At 60.1% G+C, this 22,177-nt stretch carries 22 protein-coding genes; 9 read left to right on the top strand and 13 right to left on the bottom strand.

All coding sequences use genetic code 11. From position 1 onward, the window contains the following. Nucleotides 1-22 precede the first annotated feature (22 nt). Both HYH07_RS05690 and HYH07_RS05695 read right to left on the bottom strand, forming a co-directional pair. A complete protein-coding gene (locus tag HYH07_RS05690) occupies nt 23-604 on the bottom strand; it encodes a hypothetical protein (RefSeq protein WP_220001563.1) in 582 nt (193 codons plus the stop codon). Nucleotides 605-804: 200 nt separating this feature from the next. Further along, nucleotides 805-2,007 carry a polysaccharide biosynthesis/export family protein gene (locus tag HYH07_RS05695; protein WP_220001564.1) on the bottom strand — a complete coding sequence of 401 codons (1,203 nt, stop codon included), beginning with the start codon at nt 2,005-2,007 and terminating at the stop codon, nt 805-807. 269 nt (nt 2,008-2,276) lie between these two features. On the opposite strand from HYH07_RS05695, the gene HYH07_RS05700 reads away from it, so the two are divergent. From HYH07_RS05700 to HYH07_RS05710, 3 genes are all read left to right on the top strand, one after another. Next, nucleotides 2,277-2,819, top strand: a complete 543-nt coding sequence (locus HYH07_RS05700) for a hypothetical protein (protein WP_312016645.1) — start codon at nt 2,277-2,279, stop codon at nt 2,817-2,819. A 75-nt stretch (nt 2,820-2,894) separates the two neighbouring features. Beyond that, nucleotides 2,895-3,170 carry a hypothetical protein gene (locus HYH07_RS05705; RefSeq protein ID WP_220001566.1) on the top strand — a complete coding sequence of 92 codons (276 nt, stop codon included), beginning with the start codon at nt 2,895-2,897 and terminating at the stop codon, nt 3,168-3,170. Nucleotides 3,171-3,350: 180 nt separating this feature from the next. Beyond that, complete coding sequence (locus HYH07_RS05710) at nt 3,351-4,613, top strand: hypothetical protein (RefSeq protein WP_220001567.1); 1,263 nt, start codon at nt 3,351-3,353, stop codon at nt 4,611-4,613. Between the two features lie 10 nt (nt 4,614-4,623). Here HYH07_RS05710 and HYH07_RS05715 read toward each other — a convergent pair whose 3' ends face one another. After that, the gene (locus HYH07_RS05715) at nt 4,624-5,253 is read right to left on the bottom strand and encodes a transglutaminase-like cysteine peptidase (protein ID WP_220001568.1); all 630 of its coding nucleotides are present in this window, start codon (nt 5,251-5,253) and stop codon (nt 4,624-4,626) included. Between the two features lie 228 nt (nt 5,254-5,481). Between HYH07_RS05715 and HYH07_RS05720 the strand changes: the two genes are divergently transcribed. Together HYH07_RS05720 and HYH07_RS05725 are read left to right on the top strand one after the other, a co-directional pair. Further along, the gene (locus HYH07_RS05720) at nt 5,482-6,219 is read left to right on the top strand and encodes a metallophosphoesterase family protein (RefSeq protein ID WP_220001569.1); all 738 of its coding nucleotides are present in this window, start codon (nt 5,482-5,484) and stop codon (nt 6,217-6,219) included. A 60-nt stretch (nt 6,220-6,279) separates the two neighbouring features. After that, the gene (locus HYH07_RS05725) at nt 6,280-6,942 is read left to right on the top strand and encodes a hypothetical protein (protein WP_220001570.1); all 663 of its coding nucleotides are present in this window, start codon (nt 6,280-6,282) and stop codon (nt 6,940-6,942) included. 195 nt (nt 6,943-7,137) lie between these two features. On the opposite strand, the gene HYH07_RS05730 is transcribed toward HYH07_RS05725, so the two are convergent. Together HYH07_RS05730 and HYH07_RS05735 are read right to left on the bottom strand one after the other, a co-directional pair. After that, entirely contained in the window at nt 7,138-7,377 is a 240-nt protein-coding gene (locus HYH07_RS05730; RefSeq protein ID WP_220001571.1) for a hypothetical protein, read from the bottom strand. A gap of 75 nt (nt 7,378-7,452) precedes the next feature. Further along, nucleotides 7,453-7,704, bottom strand: coding sequence for a hypothetical protein (locus HYH07_RS05735; RefSeq protein ID WP_220001572.1), 252 nt, complete (start codon nt 7,702-7,704; stop codon nt 7,453-7,455). 182 nt (nt 7,705-7,886) lie between these two features. Here HYH07_RS05735 and HYH07_RS05740 point away from each other — a divergent pair, with 182 nt between their 5' ends. After that, complete coding sequence (locus HYH07_RS05740) at nt 7,887-9,092, top strand: hypothetical protein (protein ID WP_220001573.1); 1,206 nt, start codon at nt 7,887-7,889, stop codon at nt 9,090-9,092. A 33-nt stretch (nt 9,093-9,125) separates the two neighbouring features. Here HYH07_RS05740 and HYH07_RS05745 read toward each other — a convergent pair whose 3' ends face one another. The 4 genes from HYH07_RS05745 to HYH07_RS05760 all read right to left on the bottom strand — a co-directional run bounded on the left by HYH07_RS05745 (nt 9,126) and on the right by HYH07_RS05760 (nt 11,812). After that, the gene (locus HYH07_RS05745; RefSeq protein WP_228749264.1) at nt 9,126-9,362 is read right to left on the bottom strand and encodes a hypothetical protein; all 237 of its coding nucleotides are present in this window, start codon (nt 9,360-9,362) and stop codon (nt 9,126-9,128) included. A gap of 185 nt (nt 9,363-9,547) precedes the next feature. Further along, nucleotides 9,548-9,964 (bottom strand): hypothetical protein, encoded by a 417-nt coding sequence (locus HYH07_RS05750; protein WP_220001757.1) that lies wholly within the window; start codon nt 9,962-9,964, stop codon nt 9,548-9,550. 51 nt (nt 9,965-10,015) lie between these two features. Beyond that, nucleotides 10,016-10,276: a hypothetical protein gene (locus HYH07_RS05755; protein ID WP_220001574.1), complete on the bottom strand. Its 261-nt coding sequence runs from the start codon at nt 10,274-10,276 to the stop codon at nt 10,016-10,018. Between the two features lie 837 nt (nt 10,277-11,113). After that, nucleotides 11,114-11,812: a response regulator transcription factor gene (locus tag HYH07_RS05760; protein WP_220001575.1), complete on the bottom strand. Its 699-nt coding sequence runs from the start codon at nt 11,810-11,812 to the stop codon at nt 11,114-11,116. Nucleotides 11,813-12,637: 825 nt separating this feature from the next. Here HYH07_RS05760 and HYH07_RS05765 point away from each other — a divergent pair. Then, a complete protein-coding gene (locus HYH07_RS05765) occupies nt 12,638-12,979 on the top strand; it encodes an H-NS family nucleoid-associated regulatory protein (RefSeq protein ID WP_057747573.1) in 342 nt (113 codons plus the stop codon). 1,293 nt (nt 12,980-14,272) lie between these two features. On the opposite strand, the gene HYH07_RS05770 is transcribed toward HYH07_RS05765, so the two are convergent. After that, on the bottom strand, nt 14,273-14,533 hold the full coding sequence (locus HYH07_RS05770) for a hypothetical protein (RefSeq protein WP_220001576.1): 261 nt from the start codon (nt 14,531-14,533) through the stop codon (nt 14,273-14,275). Nucleotides 14,534-14,737: 204 nt separating this feature from the next. Here HYH07_RS05770 and HYH07_RS05775 point away from each other — a divergent pair, with 204 nt between their 5' ends. After that, nucleotides 14,738-15,793, top strand: coding sequence for a PqqD family peptide modification chaperone (locus tag HYH07_RS05775; RefSeq protein ID WP_220001577.1), 1,056 nt, complete (start codon nt 14,738-14,740; stop codon nt 15,791-15,793). Then, entirely contained in the window at nt 15,780-16,856 is a 1,077-nt protein-coding gene (locus HYH07_RS05780) for a nucleotidyltransferase family protein (protein ID WP_220001578.1), read from the top strand. The genes HYH07_RS05775 and HYH07_RS05780 overlap by 14 nt, the downstream gene beginning before the upstream one ends. 38 nt (nt 16,857-16,894) lie before the next feature. Here the strand turns inward: HYH07_RS05780 and HYH07_RS05785 are convergent, their stop codons facing one another. The 3 genes from HYH07_RS05785 to HYH07_RS36715 form a co-directional block, all read right to left on the bottom strand. Then, nucleotides 16,895-18,208: an HlyD family type I secretion periplasmic adaptor subunit gene (locus HYH07_RS05785; protein ID WP_220001579.1), complete on the bottom strand. Its 1,314-nt coding sequence runs from the start codon at nt 18,206-18,208 to the stop codon at nt 16,895-16,897. 3 nt (nt 18,209-18,211) lie between these two features. Beyond that, nucleotides 18,212-20,167 (bottom strand): type I secretion system permease/ATPase, encoded by a 1,956-nt coding sequence (locus HYH07_RS05790; protein ID WP_220001580.1) that lies wholly within the window; start codon nt 20,165-20,167, stop codon nt 18,212-18,214. Nucleotides 20,168-20,237: 70 nt separating this feature from the next. Then, nucleotides 20,238-21,980 carry an Ig-like domain-containing protein gene (locus tag HYH07_RS36715; protein ID WP_220001581.1) on the bottom strand — a complete coding sequence of 581 codons (1,743 nt, stop codon included), beginning with the start codon at nt 21,978-21,980 and terminating at the stop codon, nt 20,238-20,240. Between the last annotated feature and the right edge of the window lie 197 nt (nt 21,981-22,177).

Consider the following 22,177-nt stretch of genomic DNA (forward strand, 5'->3'; position numbering starts at 1 on the left):
GCTTGAGCTCAAGCCCGAGCTCTTAGAGGAAACAATCCAACGGATAAATCTTCAGATCCACATTGAGACGGCTATTCCGGCTCCCCGCCCGGAAACCGTAGAATAGCCCAAGACGATCACTCCCCTGATCGAGTTTTATTCCAGGGGTTAATTCATCGGGTGGGACCAGAAGCCCGATGTGCCTGACGGTGGCGGAAATCTCGATCCGCCCCTCCCCCTCGCCGAAATGGCCGCTGAGCTGGGTGACCGTGACCTTGGGCAGGCCGCGCCGCTGGTGACAGACCTCCTCCTCCCACAGCTTGGTCTGCTGGACCAGTGGCTTTCCCGAACTGTCGGGAACGGTGATGTCCGGGAACGATGGATGCAGCATCCCGAAAAACCTGCTTTCCTTGGAATTCGCCGAGAGGCGGACGGTGAAGGTGAGCTGCCCTTTGGCGCCTCTGAAGTGCTGGAAGATCGGGGCGTCTGCGTCCGCGGAGACCACCACGTCGATCCGGTGGCGGATGCCGAGCTCACCAGGCGCGCCAAAGGCCTTCCCCAATGGGGCAAACCCCACGGCAAATGGGACGAGTGCCAGACAACACGAGACTGCTCGAAAGCGCATGATGCCTCTTGCGACACTGCAGGGTGACCAATGACGGGTGCGCCTTACCCGGGGGCGCCTTGATCCGGATCTCCTCGATCAGTTCACGTCACAAGTGAACGCGAGGCCCTGGATCTTCGAACGAACCCCAGATCCCTAAACGAAGATGGCACCGGGACAAAGCCCCGGTGCCATCGATCGTACTGGATCAGGTTGGCGTTTTACGGTGCCAGCTTGATGTTGTTGCGGAAGATCAGCGCATCATTGCCGAGGTTAATCGCATCAGCGCCGGTCGCCATGATCACCCGCAGGTAGGTCAGGAACTTGGCAACTTCGACGTTGCGCGAGTTCGAGACGTAGATGATGTCGCCGTTCTTCATCATGACCTTGGTGGCGAGGAAGAAGCCGCCGGGATCGCGCAGGTTTATGCTGAAGATGACCGGGATGGTCTCGGTGGTGTACTTGTTGACGTCGATGCCGAGCTGGGCAGCGACCTCGCGCGGCTCGCGGCGATAGAGGAACACGCCAGCCGGTTCAGCCTGACCATCGAGGAGACCACCGGCCTTGCCGACAGCTTCGCCGAGATTGATGCGCCAGGCGTCGAAGTTGAATTCGCCGCTCTGACCGCTCGCGCCGAACGCCAGGAACTTCTGCTGTTCGCGGTAGACATAGATGCTGTCGTCCGGGCGAACATAGATGTTGTTCTCGGGCGCCATCACGAGGTTCTCGAACGGCACGGTCGCGCGACGGCCGCCACGCTCCAGCATGACCCAGGTCTCGAAGCCCTGGCCCTTGATGCCGCCGGCGCGTGTAATGGCGTCGAGCACCTTATCCTTCGCGCCCGCCGCGCTCGCCGGATAACGCGCTGGCGAATTGACCTCGCCCAGCACGCTGATGAGCTGCGTCCGCTGGCTCGCCATCGCAACAACAACCTGCGGCTCGATGGCGCGATTGGAGATTTTCTCGACGATCGCGCGCTGGATTTGAACCGCGGTCAATCCCGCCGCCTTGACCTGACCGGCATAAGGCACCGTGATGAAGCCGTCATTGTCAACCGACTGATCCGGGATCGTCACGAAGTTGCCCGGACGGACGCCGGCCTCGGCCGGAATGAACAGACCGCCTGCCGCGGCTTCGAAAATAGTGACGCTGACCACGTCGCCGATACCAAACACGATGCTGGCCGGAGGCCGCTTATCGGTGAACGCCCCGGCGAGGCCCTTCGGCTCGTGCGTGTGAAGGATGTTAACCGTGGCCGGGTTGATTGGCACCAGCTCATAGGCCGGAGCGTTCTCCGTCTGGACGTGATTGTTAACATCGTCGATCAGCGGACCAGAGCCCGGGTTGGTCGAACAGGCGCCCAAGGCCAGCGCAGCCAGCAAAAATGCCGGCTTCAAGAGACGAGTCTTGGCAATGGATTGCATGAATCGCGCCCAATAGTTCCCCAATCAGAGGAATTGGTACGGCCAAGGGGGCGATGCGGCAAGCTGTACGGCCCCTCAAGCACGGTTAACGGCGCCGTATGTTGGCGAGTGTTGCCCCCCCGCAACTTCTCGGAACCAGGGCTTAAGCCTCTATGACCATTTGTTGTAATTTCCGTGCCTGGTCCTGGGCATTTCGGCCGAAAACGATGGCGCTCCCGCATCCGCGCCCGCTCTGCTAGATGTCCCCCGAGCCCCCGAGGATCTTCGACGTGCCCCTTTTCGCCTTCGCCCTGACCGGATTGCTGTTGGCCGGTGGTCCCCAGCAGGGCCCGGTTGAGCCCCGTTGTTACGGGCAGGATTGCGGTGCGTCGGTCCTCCCGGTCGCCGCCTCTTCGGTCTGGACGTTCGCTCGCACGCGGGGCCCCGACGGGGAGACCTTTGCCGCCATCACCAAGACGGCCGACACCATCCAATCCGACCCGGATTTTGCCGGCTTGATCGTCCGCTGTGCCCCCAAGGGGAAGGTCGATGTGCTGGCGGCCCTGATTCGGCCCTTCCCACCGCGGAGTCACCCCCAGGTCACGATCGCCGCGAGCAATGGCGGGACGCTGACGGTCGAGGCCAGCATGGCCGCCGCCGGGGCCGCCGTCCTGTTGCCGGACGAGGTCTCGGCGTTTGCATCAGGGAAATGGCAGACGACGCCCTCGTTGGCGGTGACGATCAAGGAAAGCGACAGCGAGATCAAAGGCGTGGTCTCCCTGACCGGCTTACGCGAGGCCTATAATTCGCTGGTGGCCAATTGCGGCCAATAGGCCAAATTTGGCCATATCACTTAAGGGTCCTTTCAGGGTGGGGAACCTAAGGTCCGAAGCAGGGGAGTGCTTCGGATGACCGAGCTTTTGATTTTCAGCTTTCTCGCAGGCGCCGTCCTGGGCCAGCGCTTTCGCGTCCTGATGCTGCTGCCGGTGACCTTCATCCTGGTGCTGACCGTGCTCCCGGTCGGCCTGATGACCAGCCTCGGCTTCCTCGAAGGTCTCAAGGCTGCGATGTTCGCAGCCATCAGCCTGCAGGCCGGCTATCTCTTCGGCTCCGGCGCTCGCTTCGCTCTCGCGGCCGCTCGCGCCGCCCGCGTGGTCGCCCGCCCAGCCAAGGCTGCGCGCTGATCTCTTCAGCTGAGCTCCTCGATCGATCTCCTTTGGCTGATGAGCCACCATAAATCTTCTGCGAGCGCGCGAATGGTTTGAGGCGAAGCTGTTCGCAAGGAGCAGACCTGCTGTTTCAAAACGGATCGACGGCTTGTATGGTGATCCGACTGGTTCAGGATTTCTCGTCGAGCGCGCCGTTTGTCCCTCGCTTATTTTGCTCTCATCATTGCAATTGTTTCCGCTTCCGTTCTCGAAATTGCCGGTGCCAGATTTGGTGCGCAGCTCGGGATCATGGCTGCGGCGCTGGGCTTGTTGGCGACAGCCGCAAGCGCACAGAAGGCCGATTACGAGCACTATCTGCGCGCCACATCGTGGGGCCGATGGCTTCTGATCGCAATTCCGCTCGGCATTGCGCTCCAACTCGCGCCGGTTTGGTTGGGCTTGGCGCATCCGATCTGGGCCAGCACCCATGATGCCCTGGGCGGCGTGCCGCTCGGGCCGATCACGGCCGACGTCGGCTTGACGCTGAATGCCCTGCTGCAAGCCGTAGCTGCGGTCTCGCTGCTCGGCGTCACGATCGTGGTGGTCCGCGACCGCAGCCGCGCTGAACTGGTGCTCCTGGTGCTGAGCGGAACGACAGCCATCGCGGCCCTGGCCATGGACCTTCATCGGATCTTGCCCGGATTGATGGCGGCGACGCCTGCCGATCTGGCCACCACCATGGCGGGCCTTGGCATCATGCTCAATATGGCCGTCATGCAGCTTGCCGCCGAGCGCGCCGAGACGCGTCACTCGCTGCTGCGCTCCATCACGATCGGTCTTTACGGCCTGCTCGGTGCATTGGTCAGCGCGCTTGCGATCTTCGGTTTCTCCAGCGCCAACAGCGCGGTCGCAGCCGGCTTCGGCATCGCGTTGATCCTGTTGGTCCTGGTGATCCGCAGACTTGACCTTTCGCCATTGGCCGCCGGCGCCCTGGCTGCAGCCGGGCTGATTGGCACGGCGATTGTCCTGACATTCCTGTTCGAACAACGCTCCGGGCTTGCCCTCCTGCGCCTCGTCCCTGACGTCGGGACCGAAACCAAGGCCACGCTGGAGCGAATGTTGGCCGACACGCGATGGTTCGGTGCGGGGGCCGGGACTTTTTCGGCCGTGGGGCGGATCTACCAGAGCGACGCAAGTGAGGCTTTGTTGGCCCCCTCGACAGCAACAGCCATCTTCGCCGACATGGGATGGATTGGTCTTGCGGTCGCAGGCGTGGCGTGCGTGCTGGCCTTGATCCGCTTGTTCTTCGGCGCCTTGCAGCGTGGACGCGACTCGTTCTTTCCAACGGCGGCCGCAGCCTGCTTGTTGTTTGCGCTGGTTCAGAGCTTCGCAGGTCCAGGATTGCTGCGCCCGGCAGCAATCCTATGCCTTTCAGTGATCGTGGGACTGGGGTTATCGCAGAGCGTCAGCTCACGATAAGAGCAGATCGTCAGGCGTCGCGATCGCCGCTCAGTGAGGCCCAATAGTATGGGTTCTTCGGGGTCTGGATCCGGACCCAGCGATAGGACTTCTTCGACCACGGCAGGATATGACCGGTAAGGTTATCCAGCACGAGATCGCCTGCCGTGGTGCGCACCACGACCACCAGATGATGCTCACCCCAGGGCACCACGACCTCGCTCAGCAACACCGAGCGCGCCGGGAATCCCTTTGCGATCAGGTCGTGACGTTTTGTCACAGCGTAGTCGTTGCAGTCGCCGCTCGCAGGATGCAGCAGCCACTTTTCCCCGCGCAGCCCTTCCAGGTTCGGTTCAGGACGGATCGCGGCATTGACGTCCCGATTGACCTCTTGAAGCAGCGCCAGACGCTCGGGCGTCAGCTTGAGACGGCCGCCCCGGAACACGATGCGCAGCGTTGTGGGCTTACACTCGTCCCTGTACTTGAGGCAAAAGATCGTGAAGGCCATCGGCGCCAGCGTCGGCTGGTCGAACTTGATGTACTGGATGGCCCCGCGCAACCCCATGGGCGCTCCAACAAAGGCGGCTTCCGCGCTCCGCTGCACCCCCGCAGCAATGACAACGGCGGAGACGGCCAATAGGAACTTTACAACTTTGCGCATTCTGCGCTCCCTGTTCTAGGTGGGAGACGCTACGCATTCCGCGCCCCCCGTTCTTGATGGGGAGACGCTACGCGAGACCTCTTGAAATATGGCTCAAGGGCTGCGCGATGCTTTAATCAAAATGCGCCCTTGCTCGTCAGAAACAATTAAGAATACCGATCCCAGACTTGTTCTGCTAAGAGCGTTTCGGCGTCCGCTCGCGACGCAAAAGGCGATTCGACCGACCTGATGGGCCTATCCACACGCTTACGCAAGAAGATCAAGCCGCGGCTCCCCGACGGCGTGAGAATCTATGCGATCGGAGACGTGCATGGCCGCGCGGATCTGCTTCAGTCGCTGTTAACCGTCATCGACGCCGACCTTGCCCGGTCTGCGCCTCGCCGAGCAATTCAGGTCTTTCTTGGCGACTATGTCGATCGCGGTCCGGACTCTCGCGCCGTCCTTGATCTGTTGATCGAACGCTCCAAATCGCACGAGACGGTGTGCCTGAAGGGCAACCACGAGGTCTTCCTGCTCGAGGTCTTGAAGGATCCATCACGTCTGCAGGAGTGGCGGCATTACGGCGGGCTTCTGACGCTGGTGTCCTACGGCATCACGCCGACGATGAACCCCACGGCCGAACAACAGGCCGAACTGATCGAGGCGTTGAACCTGGCGATCCCACCGGAGCACCTCGCCTTCCTTCAGCAATTGCCCTCGTCCTTCACCTGCGGCGACTTTTTCTTCGTCCACGCCGGCGTCAAGCCGGGCATCGCCCTCGACCGCCAAAAGGACGAGGATCTGCTTTGGATCCGCGAGGAATTTCTCGAATCCGAGCGGCGCTTCGGCAAATATGTCGTGCACGGTCATACACCGGTCAGCACTCCCGACATCCGCCCCAACCGCATCAATATCGACACCGGCGCCTACGCGACCGGCAACTTGACGCTGCTGACCATCCAGGGCGATAGTCTGCTCGCAATTTAATAATGGTTGCCGCGCGGCTGGTTCAGCCTTTCGGCATCACCTGGTTTTTCGGATTCGATTGTGAACCGCATTGTCCCGCTTCGTATCATCGGAATTTGTGTCTCGCTTGTCCTTGCGCTTTCTGCAGGCTTGACCTTCTTCAGCGATCTCGTGCGGCCGGGCTTTCGACCGGAGGATTTATTCTCGGGCGTGCTTCCGCCCGACAACGCCAATCTGACCACCGCCCGGCTCGCAGCCCGCTTCTCCTTCGACGGGGACTTGCTTGCCAATGATGCCTCCGCGCAGGCTGCGAACGTTCTGCATCGTCCGGCATCCGATACGACCAAGAGAACCGAAGAGAACAAGGCGGCTCAGAATGCCGTCATGTCCGCGCTCAAGGTCTCACCGATCCGTCCCGCATTGTGGCTCACGCTCAGTACGCTCAAGGCGCAAGCGGGGGAGCCGACGACGCCCGCATTGCAAATGTCCTATCTGACCGGGGCAGTGCCGGTTGATGTTGCCTTTTCCCGCGTCCAGACGGTGACATCGAGCGTGGCTGCGACCGACGATGAGATCAGGCTGCTCGCGCAATCCGACATCCGCTCGGCGCTCGCCAACCGCGCGCGCTACGCCCCTCTTCTGATTGCGGCTTATGTCCAGGCAACCCCTCAGGGCAAATCACTCCTGATGGAATCAGCACAAATGATCGATCCTAAATTCAAGGATATCCTGCTTCGGTACTGACACCGGACGCGAATTGTCCGCTTGCGGCCCGTTAGCGCCCCCGTTTCGGGGCCGGCCCCCTGGCCCGGCCGTCCTCAAAAATCGAAAAACAACCCCATGCACAGTAGCGCAACAGCCGGAGGGAGGTCTACTGTTTTCTCGAAATGTGCTTCACCCCGTCGGGCAAAACAACCGCATTATGGCATCGACCAGCATTTAACGCCGAGCTGAGCCGCTGCCCCGTGTTCTGTTGCCGTAGTAAGGCTGGGCCCGCCCGCCTCTGGTGATCGGCGGCTGAATTTGGCTGGGAATATTCGGCGTCGCCGTGCTCGGCGATGGCTGCGACGGATTGACGATAATGACGTTACGATCAGGCGTCGAGGGGTCGTTGACCCCCTGCGCCCCGACGGCTGCGGGCACGAACAGCGCGACCGCGATCAAAGCTAAACGTTGCATGCGATATCTCCCGATCAGCAACGTTAGGGTGGCGATCACCGTTCCTTCACGGCTGCTTCACGGTTCCTTGGGGTCTTACCGCCGCGGCACCGCGACGAGCTTGCCGTCCCTCCAAACGCCCTGGGCCGCTGTTCCGCTGGGCAGGGTACCCGGCGCCAAATTCCGGATCGCAGTGGGGCGAGAAGCCTCGGTCGTCTGGGTCTTCTTGGTGGTGGTCGTGGTGACGATGCTGGTGCTGGTCAGATTGGCCTTATCCTTGACCCCTTGTGCAAAGGAAGGCGGCACCAAAAGGGCTACAAATGTGAGTGCCAATAAACCGTTGCGCATGATCAAACACCTGAATGAGAAGCTCGCCGGAATGTCACAGGTTTTCTTCCAAAAGCAAGCTCCTTGGGACGGCCTGAGAGGCTCTTGCAAGCTCGACCATGGAGCGACCGCTCTCGGAGAGGCGGGCGTGATGTGGAAAAGCCTAGCGAAACAGCCTCATCCGAGCTACTTGATCGACCTTAATGACCGATCCCGGCGACACTGCGGCCAACGCTCCGAACACGCGAGAGATCAAGGCCGGCTTTGTCCGCCTTCTGTCGGATCGCATCGGAGAGACCTCCGCGGATCCCAGGCAGCTGCGGGAAATCATCTACGAGCTCGCCCGCGTCAAGCTGCGCGAGCAATTTACCCACGCCGACGCGGGGGAATCCCGTGATCTCCTGCAAATCCTCGAACGCGCCATCGAAGAGGTCGAGCGTTCCTTCAAAGGCAGCGTCGCAGCAACGCCGCAAAACGTCGCGGAAACATCCGCTGCTGTTCCTCCGTCTGTCGCTTCCCCGAGCCCGCCGCCCATTCCGGCAGCGCCTCCTGATTTGACCGTAGCGGCCGCTCCTCAGCCGGCGGAACCACCGCGCAGTCCTGTCGCACCGTCCAAGTCCCCAGACCGCCGCAAGCGAAGCCGCGCCTTCACATCTGCCATTCGATTGGCCGTCCTGCTCCTGCTGATCCTCGCGGTTGGAATCGGAGTGGCCTATTGGCCGCGGTTGAAGACACAGTTCGCCGCCCTGTCGCCGCTCGCACCGCGACAGGCCGCGTCCCGGGATGCTCAGCCGCAGCCAGCGGCGCCGCCGAACCCACGCGAGACGGCGGAACGGACGCCGGATAACCAAAAAGAGCCGGCGCCGCCGGCACAACCCTCGATGCCGTTGCCCACAACGTTCGGGGTCTACGCCCTCAGCGACGGCCAACTCCAGGAGCTCAAGGCGGTCCCTGGAAAGATCCCCGACCGGCGCGTCGCGATATCGGCAGCCATCAACACGCCAAGCGCGACCACGCTGATGAGCGGAGATGTCAAATTCATCGTGTTCCGCCCGGATGGAGGGATGGATACAAGCGTGACCGAGGTTCGGGTCGTCGCCAAGGTCTCCCGCGCGATGGGCGTGGACACCACCGGGAAGGCTGCCATGGTCAGCGCCGGCGATGCCTGGGTCATCCGCAGCATGTCCTACCCCTATAAAGTGGGCCCCGTTGAGGACCAGCCACGAATGCTGTTGCTGCAGCCCGAGCAGGATGGCTTCACACTTCCCCCGGGACGCTACATCGTGGTGGTCAAGGGCATGGGCTACGACTTCACGGTCGCAGGGACCGTCACCAATCCCAATCAATGCGTCGAACGCATCAACGCGACTAATGGTGCGTTTTATTCCCCCTGCCCCCCACCCCGTTAAGCGCGAGGACCACCAGCTTGCCGGGTTGGCCGCCTAATTTTTGGCTTTGCTATCCTTGGGCGCATCGGCCGGCGCGTCGTCAACCTTGCCGTTGTTCGCGACACACTTGTTGAAATAGTCACGCCGCTCCTTCGCAGAGCCCTTGGAACTGCCGGCGGCCGGATTGCCAACCTGCTTTGGCGGGAAAGCCTTTGCGGCCGCCGCGTCACATGTGCGCGCCACTTCGGCGGTGATGGCAGACGTCGTCGCGGGAGCAATCAGCGCAAACAAGCACGCTAGTCCCAACAACCTCCGGATATCTCTGACGGGCACCTTGCTCACTCCTTTGATCCACGCCGCGTGACGGGGGACCATATCAAAGACGGCCGAAACGCCCAACCGCAAAGAAGCCCGGATCATCGCGCCACAGCGCGTCGATTCGAGCGCTGGACGCTCTTCTGTGAAACAGATGCCGACTAGCTGTTGAGCTGTGGCGGCTTGAAATCCGGGAAGCGGGTCAGCATTGCAGCCTTGACGAATTTCAGGTGCGCAATCGTACTGCTCAGCTCTTTGAGCCTGCGCTGGCCGTTCGAGATATCGGCGGCGAAAAGGTCTTGATGATGATTGTCCAGCGGCTCCCGATCCAGATATTCGTCGGTGCCGTTGCCAATGGTGACCGAGGCGCGCGCAAGCGCGTCATCAACACGCCGATTGAGGCCGGCCTGCTCCCTTTCCGCCTCCTGCAGCGCAGTATCGAGCGCTGTCATGATCGCTTCGATCCGGACGCGATCAGTCTCGGCGTCGCGCTCGGCCGAGCGGGCTTTGAAGCCCTTGTCCTCACGCCGGGAATTGAGGAGATTGTGCGCGCGTGCCCTCAGGAATAGCTGAAACATTTGGGCCATCCCACGTTCGGATTTGAAGCGGCCACCATCGGTCAAATACGGTTAATAAAGTTTGAACGCTGTCGCCTGCTCGGCTCGACTTTGCGTGATCCAGGTCCGCCACGCCCCCTCATGCTTGAGGTAGAGTTCGAGCCACCTCACCTCGTTTTCACCGGCGCCCCCGTCGCTGATGTCACTGGTCACCGGCGACAGATCCAGGGCCTCAAATTCCGCCGTTTCGTCCGACGACAGGCCGATCAGAACGCGATGCCCCTGCGCATCGACGAAATATCTTCGCGGCGCATGGCGCTTTTGCTCAATCATTACGACGACCCTCACGGAGGATCCAGGGGCCGGAGAGTCCTTCGCGCCGTCGACTATAAATGCACACAAAAGCAATCAATGAGACCGCGCCAGCAGTCAGGCCCAGCAATGCAATAAGATACGCCATCTACGATTCCTTACGCACGCCTCGCAATTGCAGACGTCCTTCAAATCTCGCAACAGGCTCGTAGGCTCTAAACTCCTAGTCCGGTGCTCTCAAGGAAAGAGATGAGCTAACCTAACCGATGGTCGTTACGAGGTGGGCGGGCTTCGGCCAGCACCGATTGAAGCCGGAGTATAGGGCGCGTAGAGTCGATACCGTGCCGACCGCCTGCGTGAGCGCCATGCTCGCACGCCATAGCCGCAGCCAAAACCTGCCGCAAAAATCGATGCCAAAACCAGAATTGCTGTCATGGACTGTTCCTAGGTGCTCGGAACGCTCCTCCCATCACATTTCATCGTGCAGATGTGACGACTTCAAGATGGCCGTCGCTGAAACTTTTGTCAGACGACGATGAAGTTTGTGCAACGGGCTGCTTCAGGATTAATCGCCCGGAGGTTGAGCGGAGCTCTTCAAAGACGGCACTGGGGCGCAGCGACCTTCATCTATTTTTCCGAATTTCTATGCGGGCCTCCTCAGCCTGAATCAACATGCCGAGACTGCGGATGAGAGCAGGCTCACCGGGTGAGCGCTGCAGCCTTGCAGATTGAGCGCAGACTGGAAATTAGCGGCTTCGGTGGTTTCAAGCGGTCGTTGGATGCTGGCTCTTCACCGCCGATTGCTGCGACAGCAGCTGCGGGCAGGATCTGGTACCGGAGGGGCCGCGAATGGAATCCTTACTTGACGTCGGCCTCATCCTCTAGCGACGTGTTGGACGGATCGATCTCCACGGGCGCAATACGTGCCTCGTGCTGCGAGATCGCTAGCGCCGCCAGCACTGTCCGGTTGGCAATTTCAAGCTTCTGAAAAATGTGATGCAGGTGGACCTTGATCGTTCCATCAGCAACATTCAGACGCCGCCCAATCTCCTTGTTGGACAACCCTTCCGATACCAGAGCCATGATCTGTCGTTCGCGATCGGTCAGCAGCCGTAAGGGCTTCTCGCGGTTTGGCGTTTCGTCCTGATATCCCCCCGGTTCAGGCGAAGGCACCGGCGATACAGCGTGACCCTGTGCAACCTGTCGCAACATTCGGACCAATATCTCAGGCTCGGCATCCTTGGTGAGCGCACCGTATGCCCCCTCCGCCATCACCGCGCCCAACTCCCGCTCCGCGAGAGAGGCCGCGAAGAATACCACTCGAGTGGCGAGGCGGTCGCCTTTTACCATCGCCAGAATGTCCTGCCCGCTGAGATCGGGCATCGAAAGCTCCAAAACGGCAATGTCAGGCACAAAACGGCGGATCGCTTCGATGCAGCTGATTCCGTCTCGGCAGGCAGCCACGATTGCAAAGTCAGGTTGCGCCGCAAGGATGCTGGTGATCCCTTCACGTACGATCGGCTGCCGGTCTGCAATGACTACCGTCGTGCGCCGCATGCGGTCCTCGATCTTGTTATTGTCAAACCCCGCACCGAACCAATTTAGTCCGGCCCGTTGGCATCTTCTTCAAAACCTCGGCCCATACATTAACTTTCATTAGACAAAAATGTCGCGCTCGGTGCCTGCCAAGCCAACAACCTTCGATAGCTATGTTAGCGCATATCTTCCCCTGAGTGAAGAGCCCTCCGGAATAGTACGACAGGCCGCCTGCGCCAGCGGATCAAGAAAAACTGGGTAAAACTCTTTTTAATCGGTAGTGAACCTTAGGATATTCGCCTGCAAGCTGCAGGCACCTCAGGGTTTCCACCCGTTGTCCGCGAGGGCCGAGATCTCACATTCTCGAATCGCGAGTATAACCAACGATATATAGGGACCACTACTGTTGGCATTTAAGGTCGACGATAATCCACACGCAAAAGGGAGATTAGCAAGACAGCGCTGCGGCGCCCTCATCAATAGTCATACTAATTAGCCGGTGCCTGCGACCGGAAAGATGGCTCCTCACAGATCATCGATGCCGGTCGGGTCAGTGTTTGTAACCAGTAGGTGGCCCATGTATCCTTTAGGTGCTTTACGGGAAACTCATCAGTCCCTCGTTGTACAATTTACGGAATTGCAGAGCCTACGAAATCGCGTGCTCGAGGCGGAGCAGAGAATGCTCGGCAGGCGACGGTCCACCAGACGGTCCATCGGGAAGAGACAGGCCGCCCGGAGGTATCGCCCTAGCCGGCCCTAGCGATATCGGACCTGCATCGCCCTTGCCCGAAGGCGGCCCGACTGTTAAATCCCTGCGCGCCTAGCGGGGTAGTTGGGGACGGCTTTATGGAGACGGGCGACTGGGGTTCGATGACCACGGCTGAGCTGTGGGAACTCTATGACCAAGTGACCTCTGTGCTCAGTCGACGAATGGCCGCAGAAAAGGCCAAGCTTGAGGCACGACTGCGCAAGATTGAAGGTGGGGAGGGCAATCCTCGAACGGAGCGCACACGCCGTCCGTACCCACCTGTGCTGCCGAAATATCGGAACCCTAAGAATCCGGACGAGACTTGGTCGGGCCGCGGCAAGCAGCCCCGCTGGCTCAGGGCGCAACTGCGGGCGGGCAAGAAGCTTGATGATCTTCTGATCGCCCGATCGACGCAACGAAAGCGCCGTCAAAAGACGTAAGACCTGGGAAGATCGAGCGCATGGCGCACCGCTCCGCTCGCATCCCTCGCACCGACCTGATTTGCCGATGCGCGGGGTCGGCAATGAACGTCAACGATCCCCACAAGTCACAACCTCGCTAGCAGCCCGGGCGGCAGTCGGGTCCACGAGCTCGAGGTAGTCGCGATGGAAGGTCTCCACCTGAATTCGGCGGTCGAATTTCACGCGGACGCTACTTGGATAGGCGCTCCGACCTACGATCGTCCCTTCAAGACCCGCGTAGCTCGGGTGGCGACGACGTCCAAGGTTGCTCATCGTTACGCGATTGCCAGGCTGGATCAGCGACAGTCCCGTTCTCTCGATGCTCTGTCGATCGTGTAGGCCCGACGGCTCGAATAAGCCCCTCTCACGCTCTCTCATATCTCCTCCCCAAATTTAACCAGCAAGATTATCGATGAGGCGCCGGCATTTTAAGCTATTTAATCCAAAACGCATCCCGCTTTCAATCGCGCCTTCCGCTTCGCACCTCGCCAGTGAAATTCGGGGAGAATGCAAGCAAGGTAAGCCGTGCTGCATTTTTCGACTCAGCAGAACCGTTTCTTCTGCTCCGGTGCAGGCCAGGGTGGGGATAGCAAGTGGATCGCGTTTTGCTCGGATTATTGATGATCGGCAGCCTGCTACTCACGCTCCACTTTGCAATTTCAGCGTGGCATAGCTCCGACGAGGATGGCGCAGCTGATATCCTCGGCAACTCGACATTGGTGAACTGTCAGCACGATGGGTGCAATCAGCACCGCTCGTTCATCGGGAGCAAGCCAGAATAGCCCTGGCGCCGCCTGGCTTCATCTTGTTGCGCATTTCTTGTGCTGTCCGGCAGATTTCAAATGTGAATTGCCTCACACCGCCCGAACTTGGTTCCGGGCTAAATTATCGCTGTACTACTTGAGGGGTCCCAGGCAGCATTGGTCCGCCCCGGCCAATTCAGTTGCACGCCTCTTGCATGCGAGTTACGGATGATCACAAATCCCGACGTTGTAGATCGATTGGCTGAAATGATCCGGCGCGATGAAGAGCTCTCTGCGACCGCTTTGGCACTTGCCAGCATGGTATCGCAATTGCAGCGCCTTCGGCAATTGGCTCTCGCAATGAGATACTCGCCGTCATGCACGCTGCCGCCCAACGAGTGTCCCGATCGATAGATTTAATTTAGACGCGTTATTTTTAATTATCTTTTCAAGCAAGGCAGCAAAAAGAGATATTTCTGCCGCGTCGGGATAGGGCCCTATGCGCGCTCGCAGAGCTCGTGGGCTGCTGCTAGTGAACTTCCGAGGGAAGCAGCTCGATCGCCCGATCCCTATTTGCAATGGCAAGCTTTGCTCTGAGAGCCGGAGCAAGCCTTTCCATGATCGCGTGCCGCTGTGAGCGGATCTCCCGCTCGATCGCGTCCGAATAGACCGGAAGCGCATGAATTGTTTCTCGCGGAACCCTGCAGAGCACCTCTCCGAACCCGGTAGCGACCCGCGCGCAGAGAGCCTTGCCATCCCATTCAATGTCGCCGACGAACTTGATTGACATGTCCGCCTCTCGTTGATTTAAAAATTGCAATTTAAATATTTATTTTATTTTGTCGAGGGGTATTATTGAGTTTGAACGCGGAGCAGCGGGATGATTAATCTGAGGACTTCGATGGTAAGCACCACAACCCCAACCCATATGGCTGGCCTCGTTTCCTGCCCAACCGTAGCTCTCCGTCCGGCCTCAGATAGCTCATTCACATTGATGGACAATCGGCCCCTGGTCTTCAGCGAGCGTAACCAGCAAATCTTCGAACTCAACAGCGTCGCCGCTTTCATCTGGTGCAAATTGCTGGAAAGAGCGAAAACCGAGGCGATTACGAAGGAACTGAGCAATTGCGGAATGGACGGCGCCGCGGCCTCTCGGTTGGTGCAGCAGGCCCTAAATCAATGGCTTGAACTGGGACTGGTCGATCTGGAGTGGGAGCCCTCGAGCGACTGGACGCTACACACCCGCTTTGCTCAGCGCACGATTGCCGTTCAATGCTCAAACGAGCGGTTGCTCGGCCTATTGGAGCCGCTCTTTGGACATTCCACGCGCGGGCACGGTCCGAGTGACATCCTCATAGAGGCGGTCGAGAACGCTGATCAGGCATTTTTTCGCCTCAACGGGGGCAGGACCTTCCGCTGCGAAATTGATCAGTTGGCACCCGCGATCAAGGCGTGTTTGACCGAGCGCCTCATCCTGAGCGATCGGGCGGATGTCGCGCTTCATGCGGCTTCGCTCATACTACAGGGCAATGGGCTGCTCGTCTGTGGCAATCCCGGCGTCGGCAAATCAACGCTCTCTGTGCATTTGTGCCACGCCGGATTTCAATATGGCGGCGACGACGTGGTGCTTATTGCACCAGACGGAGAGGCCGAGGGACTGCCGTTTCCGCTCACGGTAAAATCGGGGGCTTGGGACATCATCTCGAGATTGCGCAGCGATCTCAGGGATCAGCCCGTCCATCGCCGGTCAGACGAAGCTCGCGTGCGCTATCTCCCCGCCGTAAACGTGCATCATGGAAGATTTGCAGCCAAATGGATTGTCTTCCTCCAGCGGAGTGAGGGTCTGTCGACCAAGCTAATCCGGATCGGCCAAATCGATGCAATCGGTAGAATCCTGGAGGGCTCGTTCGCGGCGGACGGTAAGCTATCACGGAGACGATTCATCGCACTGAAGAGGATGCTCGCGGACTCCGAATGCTTCGAGCTCATCTATTCGGATGCCGCAGATGCCGCGCGTGTGCTCACCGGACTTTGTCATGGCAATTCATAGCTCTGCGCTGCTCAGTTTGTGCGGTTGCCTGCGAGGTGTACTGCCATCTGATCCCGATTGGTTCGCCATTCTGGGACTTGCGAACGAGACGCTAACGACGCCGGCCCTGATCGATTTCGTGCACCGGTTCCAGCAAAGCTTGCCGGAAGAAGTATGCGCCTATGTGCGAGAGATCCATCGCCGCAATGAGGTTCGGAATCAACGGCTGACTGCCCAGCTGACCGAAGCCGTCGTTGCACTTAATGATGGAGGAGTGACGCCCGTGTTGCTCAAGGGCGCCGCCACCCTTGTTACAGCCTCACGCGCGCAAGCCTCAATGAGGCTCATGGCCGATATCGATCTTCTGGTCCCGCCGGAGCAAACGCAGATCTCTCTGCAGGCACTCGCTGACATCGGCTACGTCGTGCACTTCCAAACTCCTGCCGCGAGCGAAAAATGGTGCACCGATCTCAAGCGGCCTCAGGATGTGGGAATGATCGATCTGCACCGGACCCTGCCGGGCCCCGCGTATTTTTACCGCCCGGCGGGCGACATCCTGGAGCAATGCAAGCTCACATCGATTGGTTCAGGGTCAGCGTACGTGCCAACAGCAGCTTACCAGGCTCTGTTGCTGACCATGCATGATCAATTCCAGGATTACGACTATTGGGTAGGCGGAATTGATCTAAGGCACCTCCTGCAGCTTCGCGACTTGATCAGCTCGCCGGACGGGCTGGATTGGATCCGGCTCGCCGGCTATGTACCAGGGAAACTGGCGCGAAACGCGCTCGAAACCCAGCTCATCGCCTTGACCGAGTTGTTAGGCGTCGACGTTCCCGCTTCGATGCGCAGCCGGCGCATTCCGCGCCTGCAGTTCAAAAGGCGAGTCATGCAAGCACGTTTCCCGCTGGCGCGCTGGCCGCTTCTTGCCGCCGCCGTGCTTGACTACCGCAACTATCGCTGCGGGCTAGGCGCTGAATATCGGGCCGGCCAATCCGGTAGTGGGACTTGGGCGATGCCCAAGCCCGAAACCTTTCGGTTCATCATGGAAAGGGCTCGCGCCCACCGGGCCGGCAAGGTCTAGCCAATTGCGGCACCGGCGGCTCACCCTGCCATGTCCGGTTATCGTTCCTTCAGGGCGTGTTCGGCCTGGTCCCGCAATGGTTTCAAGAGGTAAGACAACGCGGTCCTTCCCGGCGTCTTGATGAACACCTCAACCGGCATGCCAGGCAGCAACTTGGCGGATCCCAATTTCGCCACTTCCTCCGGCTTAAGCAGCACCCGGCCGGTGTAGTAGCTGGTCCCGCTGCGCTGGTCCTGGGTGATATCGGCGGACACCAGACTGACTTCCCCATCAATTTCCGGGGTGGTCTTCTGGTTGAATGCAGCAAAGCGCATCGTGGCGATTTGGCCGACATAGACTTGGTCGATGTCGCGCGGAGCAATCCTGACCTCGACCGCGAGTGTGTCGGCGTCCGGAACAATCAGCATGATTTGCTCGCCCGGGCCGATGACGCCGCCAACGGTGTGCACGCTGAGCTCGTGAACACGGCCGGACTGCGGTGCCCGAATATCAATGCGATTGAGCTGATCGACCGCTGCCGTCTTGCGTTCCGAAAGCTCCGATAGTTTCGAGCGGGTATCGATCAGGTCTTTGCCGACCTCTGTTCGCAAGTCTTGATCGATCTGGATGATCTGCAGTCCGATCTCCGCAATCTTGCCTTTCGACTGGGCAATCATTCCCGCCAGCTGGCTGCGCTCGCCTTCGAGACGGGCGCTATCCCGCTCGAGCGAGTTGAGCCGCGTGATCGGGACCAGATTCTTCTGCCAAAGCGAGCGTACGCCTTCCAGCTCCTGGCGGATCAGATCGACCTCCTTCTGCTTGGCCTCAGCCTGTCCGGAATAGCCTTTGATCTCATTTTCCAGCTGGGAGCTCTTCTCCTCCAACTGGGCCCTCTGGCCGCCTCTCGCCTGACGCCGCAGATTGAACAGCGTACGCTCCGCTGCGATCGCACGACTTGCTTCGGAACTGCTCTCTTTGGTCCGATCGAGGAGCACTTTGGGAAAGACGATCTGATCGGCACCATCGCGCTCGGCTTCCAGTCGCGCCTGGCGCGCAAGGAGTTCGTCCAGGCTTTTCGTGACAATGGTCGCATTTGCCAGGGTTTGGGTCTCGTCAAGCCGGATCAGGATGTCTCCGGCGTTGACGCGATCTCCCTCCCGAACACGCAACTCGCCGACAATGCCGCCCGTCGCGTGCTGAACTTTTTTCACGCTGGAATCGACCACCACAAGTCCCTGGGCAATGACCGCGCCCGACAACTGGGTGGTCGTTGCCCAGCCGCCCATACCGAAGATCACGCAGCCGAACATGACCGCGCCCAGAATCATGTAACGCTGCATTGATTGCATCGCAGGAGCGATCTGGCTGCTCATCACCTATCTCCCATGCCCCTCGGCGACGACCTTGAGAGGTATAGGCGTGCGCAGCACCTTCCTGAGAACCTCTTCTCGCTTTCCAAAAGATTGGAGCCGTCCCTCCCCGACCGCGAGCACATGGTCAACGGCCTCGAGCGCCTTCGGACGATGCGCGACAATCACGACGATGCCGCCGCGCAGACGAACGTTCATAATTGCTTTGCTCAGCGCCTCTTCACCGTCCGAATCCAGATTCGAGGATGGCTCGTCGAGCACGACCAGGAAGGGATTTCCATAGAACGCGCGTGCAAGTCCAATACGCTGTCGCTGACCGGCCGACAGTGCCATGCCGCCCTGCCCGATTTTCGTGCTGTAGGCGTCGGGAAGCGAGAGGACGAGATCATGCACGCCTGCCGCGCGCGACGCTTCCAGGACCGCCGCGGCAGTCGCTTGCGGATCGAACCGCGCGATGTTCATCGCAATGCTTCCGTCAAAAAGTTCAACGTCCTGGGGCAAATAACCGATGTGCTTGCCAAGCGCCTCGGCTGACCAGTGCTCGAGCGCGGCATTGTCGAGCTTGACCCTGCCGCGAAGAGACGGCCACACCCCGACCAATGCTCGGGCCAGGGTCGATTTTCCCGATCCGCTTGGACCGATGATACCGACCGCCTCTCCACTTCGCAGCTGGAATGAAATTTCACTGAGAGTTGCCCTCTCGGAATTTGGCGGGGCAACATAGAGGTGCTCGACCGTGAGCGTTCCGGTCGGCGCCGGCAAAGCCAGTCGCTCTTCCTCGGCCGGAAGAAGCTTCAGCAGGCCGTCCAGCCGATGTCCCGACTGACGTGCCGCGACAAATCCCTTCCAATTCGCAATCGCCGTTTCGACAGGCGCAAGCGCCCGAGCCGTGAGGATGGATCCCGCGATGATAATGCCGGCCGTCGATTCCTGATTGATAACCAGCACGGCGCCGACAGCGAGAACCGATGATTGCAAGATCGCACGAAAGATCTTGGAGGCGCCTCCGAGGCCGGCAGCAATGTCGCTCGCCCGCTCGTGAGCCGCAAGATATTTCGCATTGACGTCTTGCCATCGCAGCGCTGCCTGCCGGCGCATTCCCATGGCCTGCAGAACCTCGGCATTTCGTCGGCCCTCCAGAGCCAAGGCGCTGCGCGAGACCGCCAGACGCGAAAATGCCTTGGCCGGTCCGCGCGTCCGCGTCTCGGTGGCCACGGTAATGCCGACCAGAACGAACGCTCCAATCAGAGCGGTCACGCCGATCCAAAAATGGAAGAGAAAGCAGATGCCGAGATAAAGGGGCATCCAGGGCAAGTCGAACAGCGCAGCCGGACCGCCCCCGGATAGGAAGCTGCGCACCTGATCGAGATCCCGCAGCGGCTGCAAACCATCGGCGTCCGCCTTGGTTCGAAGAGGAAGCCGCACAATCGCATCAAACACGCGGATGCCCAGACGCTCATCCAGGTAGCGGCCGACGCGGACACTGATGCGGCTCCTCACGAGATCGAGCCCGCCCTGAAACAGATAAAGCGTGATTGCCAGCGCAATGAGTGCAATCAAGGTCGGGATGCTGCGGCCGGGAAGCACCCGATCGTAAACCTGGAGCATGAAAAACGATCCGGTCAGCATCAACAGATTGCTCATGCCGCTGAACGCCGCCAGCGCCCAAAAGACCAGACGGCAAGAACGCAAGACCGATGAGATCTCGGAGCTCGGCTCGTCATAATGCTCGCCGGCCCGTTGTTGATCTGAGAACAGTCGCAGCCTAACCGCTTCCAGCACCTGCTTCGTCCAGCCGATCAGCTCGGCAGTGCGAGAACGGAGTTCGGCTTCATGGAGGAAGCGGCCAGCGACAGCGGAGACCTCCGCGAAATATTCAAGGCACTTCGCCATCGCTGAGAACTGCGCTCGGCGAAGCTTCCGCGGCGGGGGGATCACCCCCCGCCATCCAATATCACTCATAGCACTTGCCCCTGAACCGTGCCTTTGCGAGACCATCCCCAAGGCAGAGTTGAGTCGTTACGCTTGTCGGTTAGGCGAAATGGAAGTCGTGGCTGTGAGATGCATCGACTTTCATGGTCTTCAGCGCGAGCGTGTCAATCCCGGTTGGACCAACGGCGTCGTGGCCCGACTGGGCCGCATGCGACAGGATGCTGGCAAAACTGTCGAATGCGCTGTTGTGAGCCTGGAGCTGATCGGGGCCAGCTCCGGCGGCCGTGGAAGCTCCGACTTGGTGGCCGAAGTTGCCGTGGAAGACGAACGTGTCTGTGCTTCCCGTGCCGGAAAGACCATCGCTGCCAGCCGTCTGAGCACCACCGCTCGGACTGACCTGGCTGCCGCTCGGCTCGGCGATCGTACTGGCATGTTGGCCGTGCGAGCCGCTATGCGAACCGACAGTGGGATCCAGCGGATCAGACAAGGCACTCGTGTTGCCCGCCTCATCCGTAGCCGTCGCAGTGAAGGTGTGTGACCCGGCCTTGAGGGCAGAGGTCCTTACGCTCCAGTTTCCATCACCGTCCGTTGTCCCCGAGCCGAGCAGCGTTGTGCCTTCGTAGAGCTGCACGGTCGTGCCCGGATCGGCCGTTCCCGACACGGTTGCATGATGATGAACGATCGAATCGCTCACTAGCACCGGAGCATTCGGAGCAACCGTAGCGGTTTCCGTTGGACCGTCCGACGAATCCGTCGGAGCGCCGGTAACCGTGTCGGTCGGCGTGCCGGTCGTCGTGTCGGTCGGAGTGCCCGTAGACGTGTGAGTCGGAGTGCCCGCCGTCGTATCAGACGGAGTAGCCGTCGACGGGTCAGTCGGAGTGCCGGTCGTCGCGTCGGCCGTAGAACCCGTAGACGTGTCGGTCGGGGTGCCCGCCGTCGTATCAGTCGGAGTAGCCGTCGACGGGTGAGTCGGAGTGCCGGTCACCGTGTCAGTCGGAGTAGCCGTGGTCGTGTCAGTCGGAGCGGGCGCGACCGTGGCAGTGGACGTGCCTGTGACGGTGGTAGCGGGCGTTCCGCTCGTCATATCCACGTTATGATCAAGAACAGCCAACGGACTCGAGCCGCCCTCATAGGCAAAACCGTACGCTTTGGACGGGTCGTAATAGTTGTCCTGGACTGTCAGGGTTCCGGTGAGGGATTGGGTATCGATTGACGTAAAGTAGCTCTGGTTACCGAGCATCGTGTTGTGGGTAATCTGCCCTTGAGAGATGAACTCGGTGTACAGTCCCTGGGTCTCACCGTTGTTTTCGACAGTCGTATTGTAGTTCATGGCAAGCGTGAATGGGCCGCCCTCGAACTGCGTCAGGTCCCCGTGAGATGTCGGGCTCAGGCCGCCATCCTGGATAAGATTGTGTTCGATGACGATGGAGCCGGAGCCACCAGTCTGCTGGATCGTGTCCCCGCCAGCATTCTTCAGCCACGAGTGGTCGATGCTGAAGTTGGTGCCGCTATACAAGAACAGAGTGCCCGACACTCCCGCGTCGTGTCCTGCCCCGTCAATCGTGCAATTGGACACACTCAGGTTGGACGCCTGTTCGGTACCAACAATCGGCGTGTAGTTGTTGGAGCCGACGACGAAATTGGAATTGAGGATCTTCGTGTTCGCGGCATCGACACTTACTTGCCAGCCACCGCCGCCCGAAAAGTCGTAGCCATCAAGAGTGACATTGCTGCCGGAGACCGTCACCACGTGATTGGTCGTGTCAACCGAAACACCGGCCATCGAAATCGTCGAGGGATCCTTGAGTGCCAAACCCTGCGGCACCCCAACATGATAATCCACGCCGGCCACACTCCATGCAGGGCGGCTAGCGCCGTAAGAGTCTAGCAAGCTCGGAAGCTGTGGTGATCCAACCGGTGCATTAGCTGAGCCGTCGTTAAGCGCCATTCTAGCTGTTCTCCAGATGTCTATTTCCCCTCAACATGTGCTCATCCGAGGATGCTCCCGAGCGCCATGCTGTCTTGCTTCTTTTCGAGCCG

Origin of the sequence: Bradyrhizobium sp. BR 10261, assembly GCF_019455395.1 — a bacterium.
Lineage (GTDB): Bacteria > Pseudomonadota > Alphaproteobacteria > Rhizobiales > Xanthobacteraceae > Bradyrhizobium > Bradyrhizobium manausense.

Excerpts from the sequence above, each read along its gene's own strand:
- HYH07_RS05780 (WP_220001578.1), top strand. The coding sequence starts at position 15,780 with ATGGCAATTCATAGCTCTGCGCTGCTCAGTTTGTGCGGTTGCCTGCGA.
- HYH07_RS05750 (WP_220001757.1), bottom strand. The coding sequence starts at position 9,964 with ATGTTTCAGCTATTCCTGAGGGCACGCGCGCACAATCTCCTCAATTCC.
- HYH07_RS05740 (WP_220001573.1), top strand. The coding sequence starts at position 7,887 with ATGACCGATCCCGGCGACACTGCGGCCAACGCTCCGAACACGCGAGAG.
- HYH07_RS05790 (WP_220001580.1), bottom strand. The coding sequence starts at position 20,167 with ATGAGTGATATTGGATGGCGGGGGGTGATCCCCCCGCCGCGGAAGCTT.
- HYH07_RS05730 (WP_220001571.1), bottom strand. The coding sequence starts at position 7,377 with ATGCAACGTTTAGCTTTGATCGCGGTCGCGCTGTTCGTGCCCGCAGCC.
- HYH07_RS05760 (WP_220001575.1), bottom strand. The coding sequence starts at position 11,812 with ATGCGGCGCACGACGGTAGTCATTGCAGACCGGCAGCCGATCGTACGT.
- HYH07_RS05705 (WP_220001566.1), top strand. The coding sequence starts at position 2,895 with ATGACCGAGCTTTTGATTTTCAGCTTTCTCGCAGGCGCCGTCCTGGGC.
- HYH07_RS05775 (WP_220001577.1), top strand. The coding sequence starts at position 14,738 with ATGGACAATCGGCCCCTGGTCTTCAGCGAGCGTAACCAGCAAATCTTC.
- HYH07_RS05720 (WP_220001569.1), top strand. The coding sequence starts at position 5,482 with ATGGGCCTATCCACACGCTTACGCAAGAAGATCAAGCCGCGGCTCCCC.
- HYH07_RS05735 (WP_220001572.1), bottom strand. The coding sequence starts at position 7,704 with ATGCGCAACGGTTTATTGGCACTCACATTTGTAGCCCTTTTGGTGCCG.
- HYH07_RS05755 (WP_220001574.1), bottom strand. The coding sequence starts at position 10,276 with ATGATTGAGCAAAAGCGCCATGCGCCGCGAAGATATTTCGTCGATGCG.
- HYH07_RS05765 (WP_057747573.1), top strand. The coding sequence starts at position 12,638 with ATGGAGACGGGCGACTGGGGTTCGATGACCACGGCTGAGCTGTGGGAA.
- HYH07_RS05770 (WP_220001576.1), bottom strand. The coding sequence starts at position 14,533 with ATGTCAATCAAGTTCGTCGGCGACATTGAATGGGATGGCAAGGCTCTC.
- HYH07_RS05785 (WP_220001579.1), bottom strand. The coding sequence starts at position 18,208 with ATGAGCAGCCAGATCGCTCCTGCGATGCAATCAATGCAGCGTTACATG.
- HYH07_RS05690 (WP_220001563.1), bottom strand. The coding sequence starts at position 604 with ATGCGCTTTCGAGCAGTCTCGTGTTGTCTGGCACTCGTCCCATTTGCC.
- HYH07_RS05715 (WP_220001568.1), bottom strand. The coding sequence starts at position 5,253 with ATGCGCAAAGTTGTAAAGTTCCTATTGGCCGTCTCCGCCGTTGTCATT.
- HYH07_RS05695 (WP_220001564.1), bottom strand. The coding sequence starts at position 2,007 with ATGCAATCCATTGCCAAGACTCGTCTCTTGAAGCCGGCATTTTTGCTG.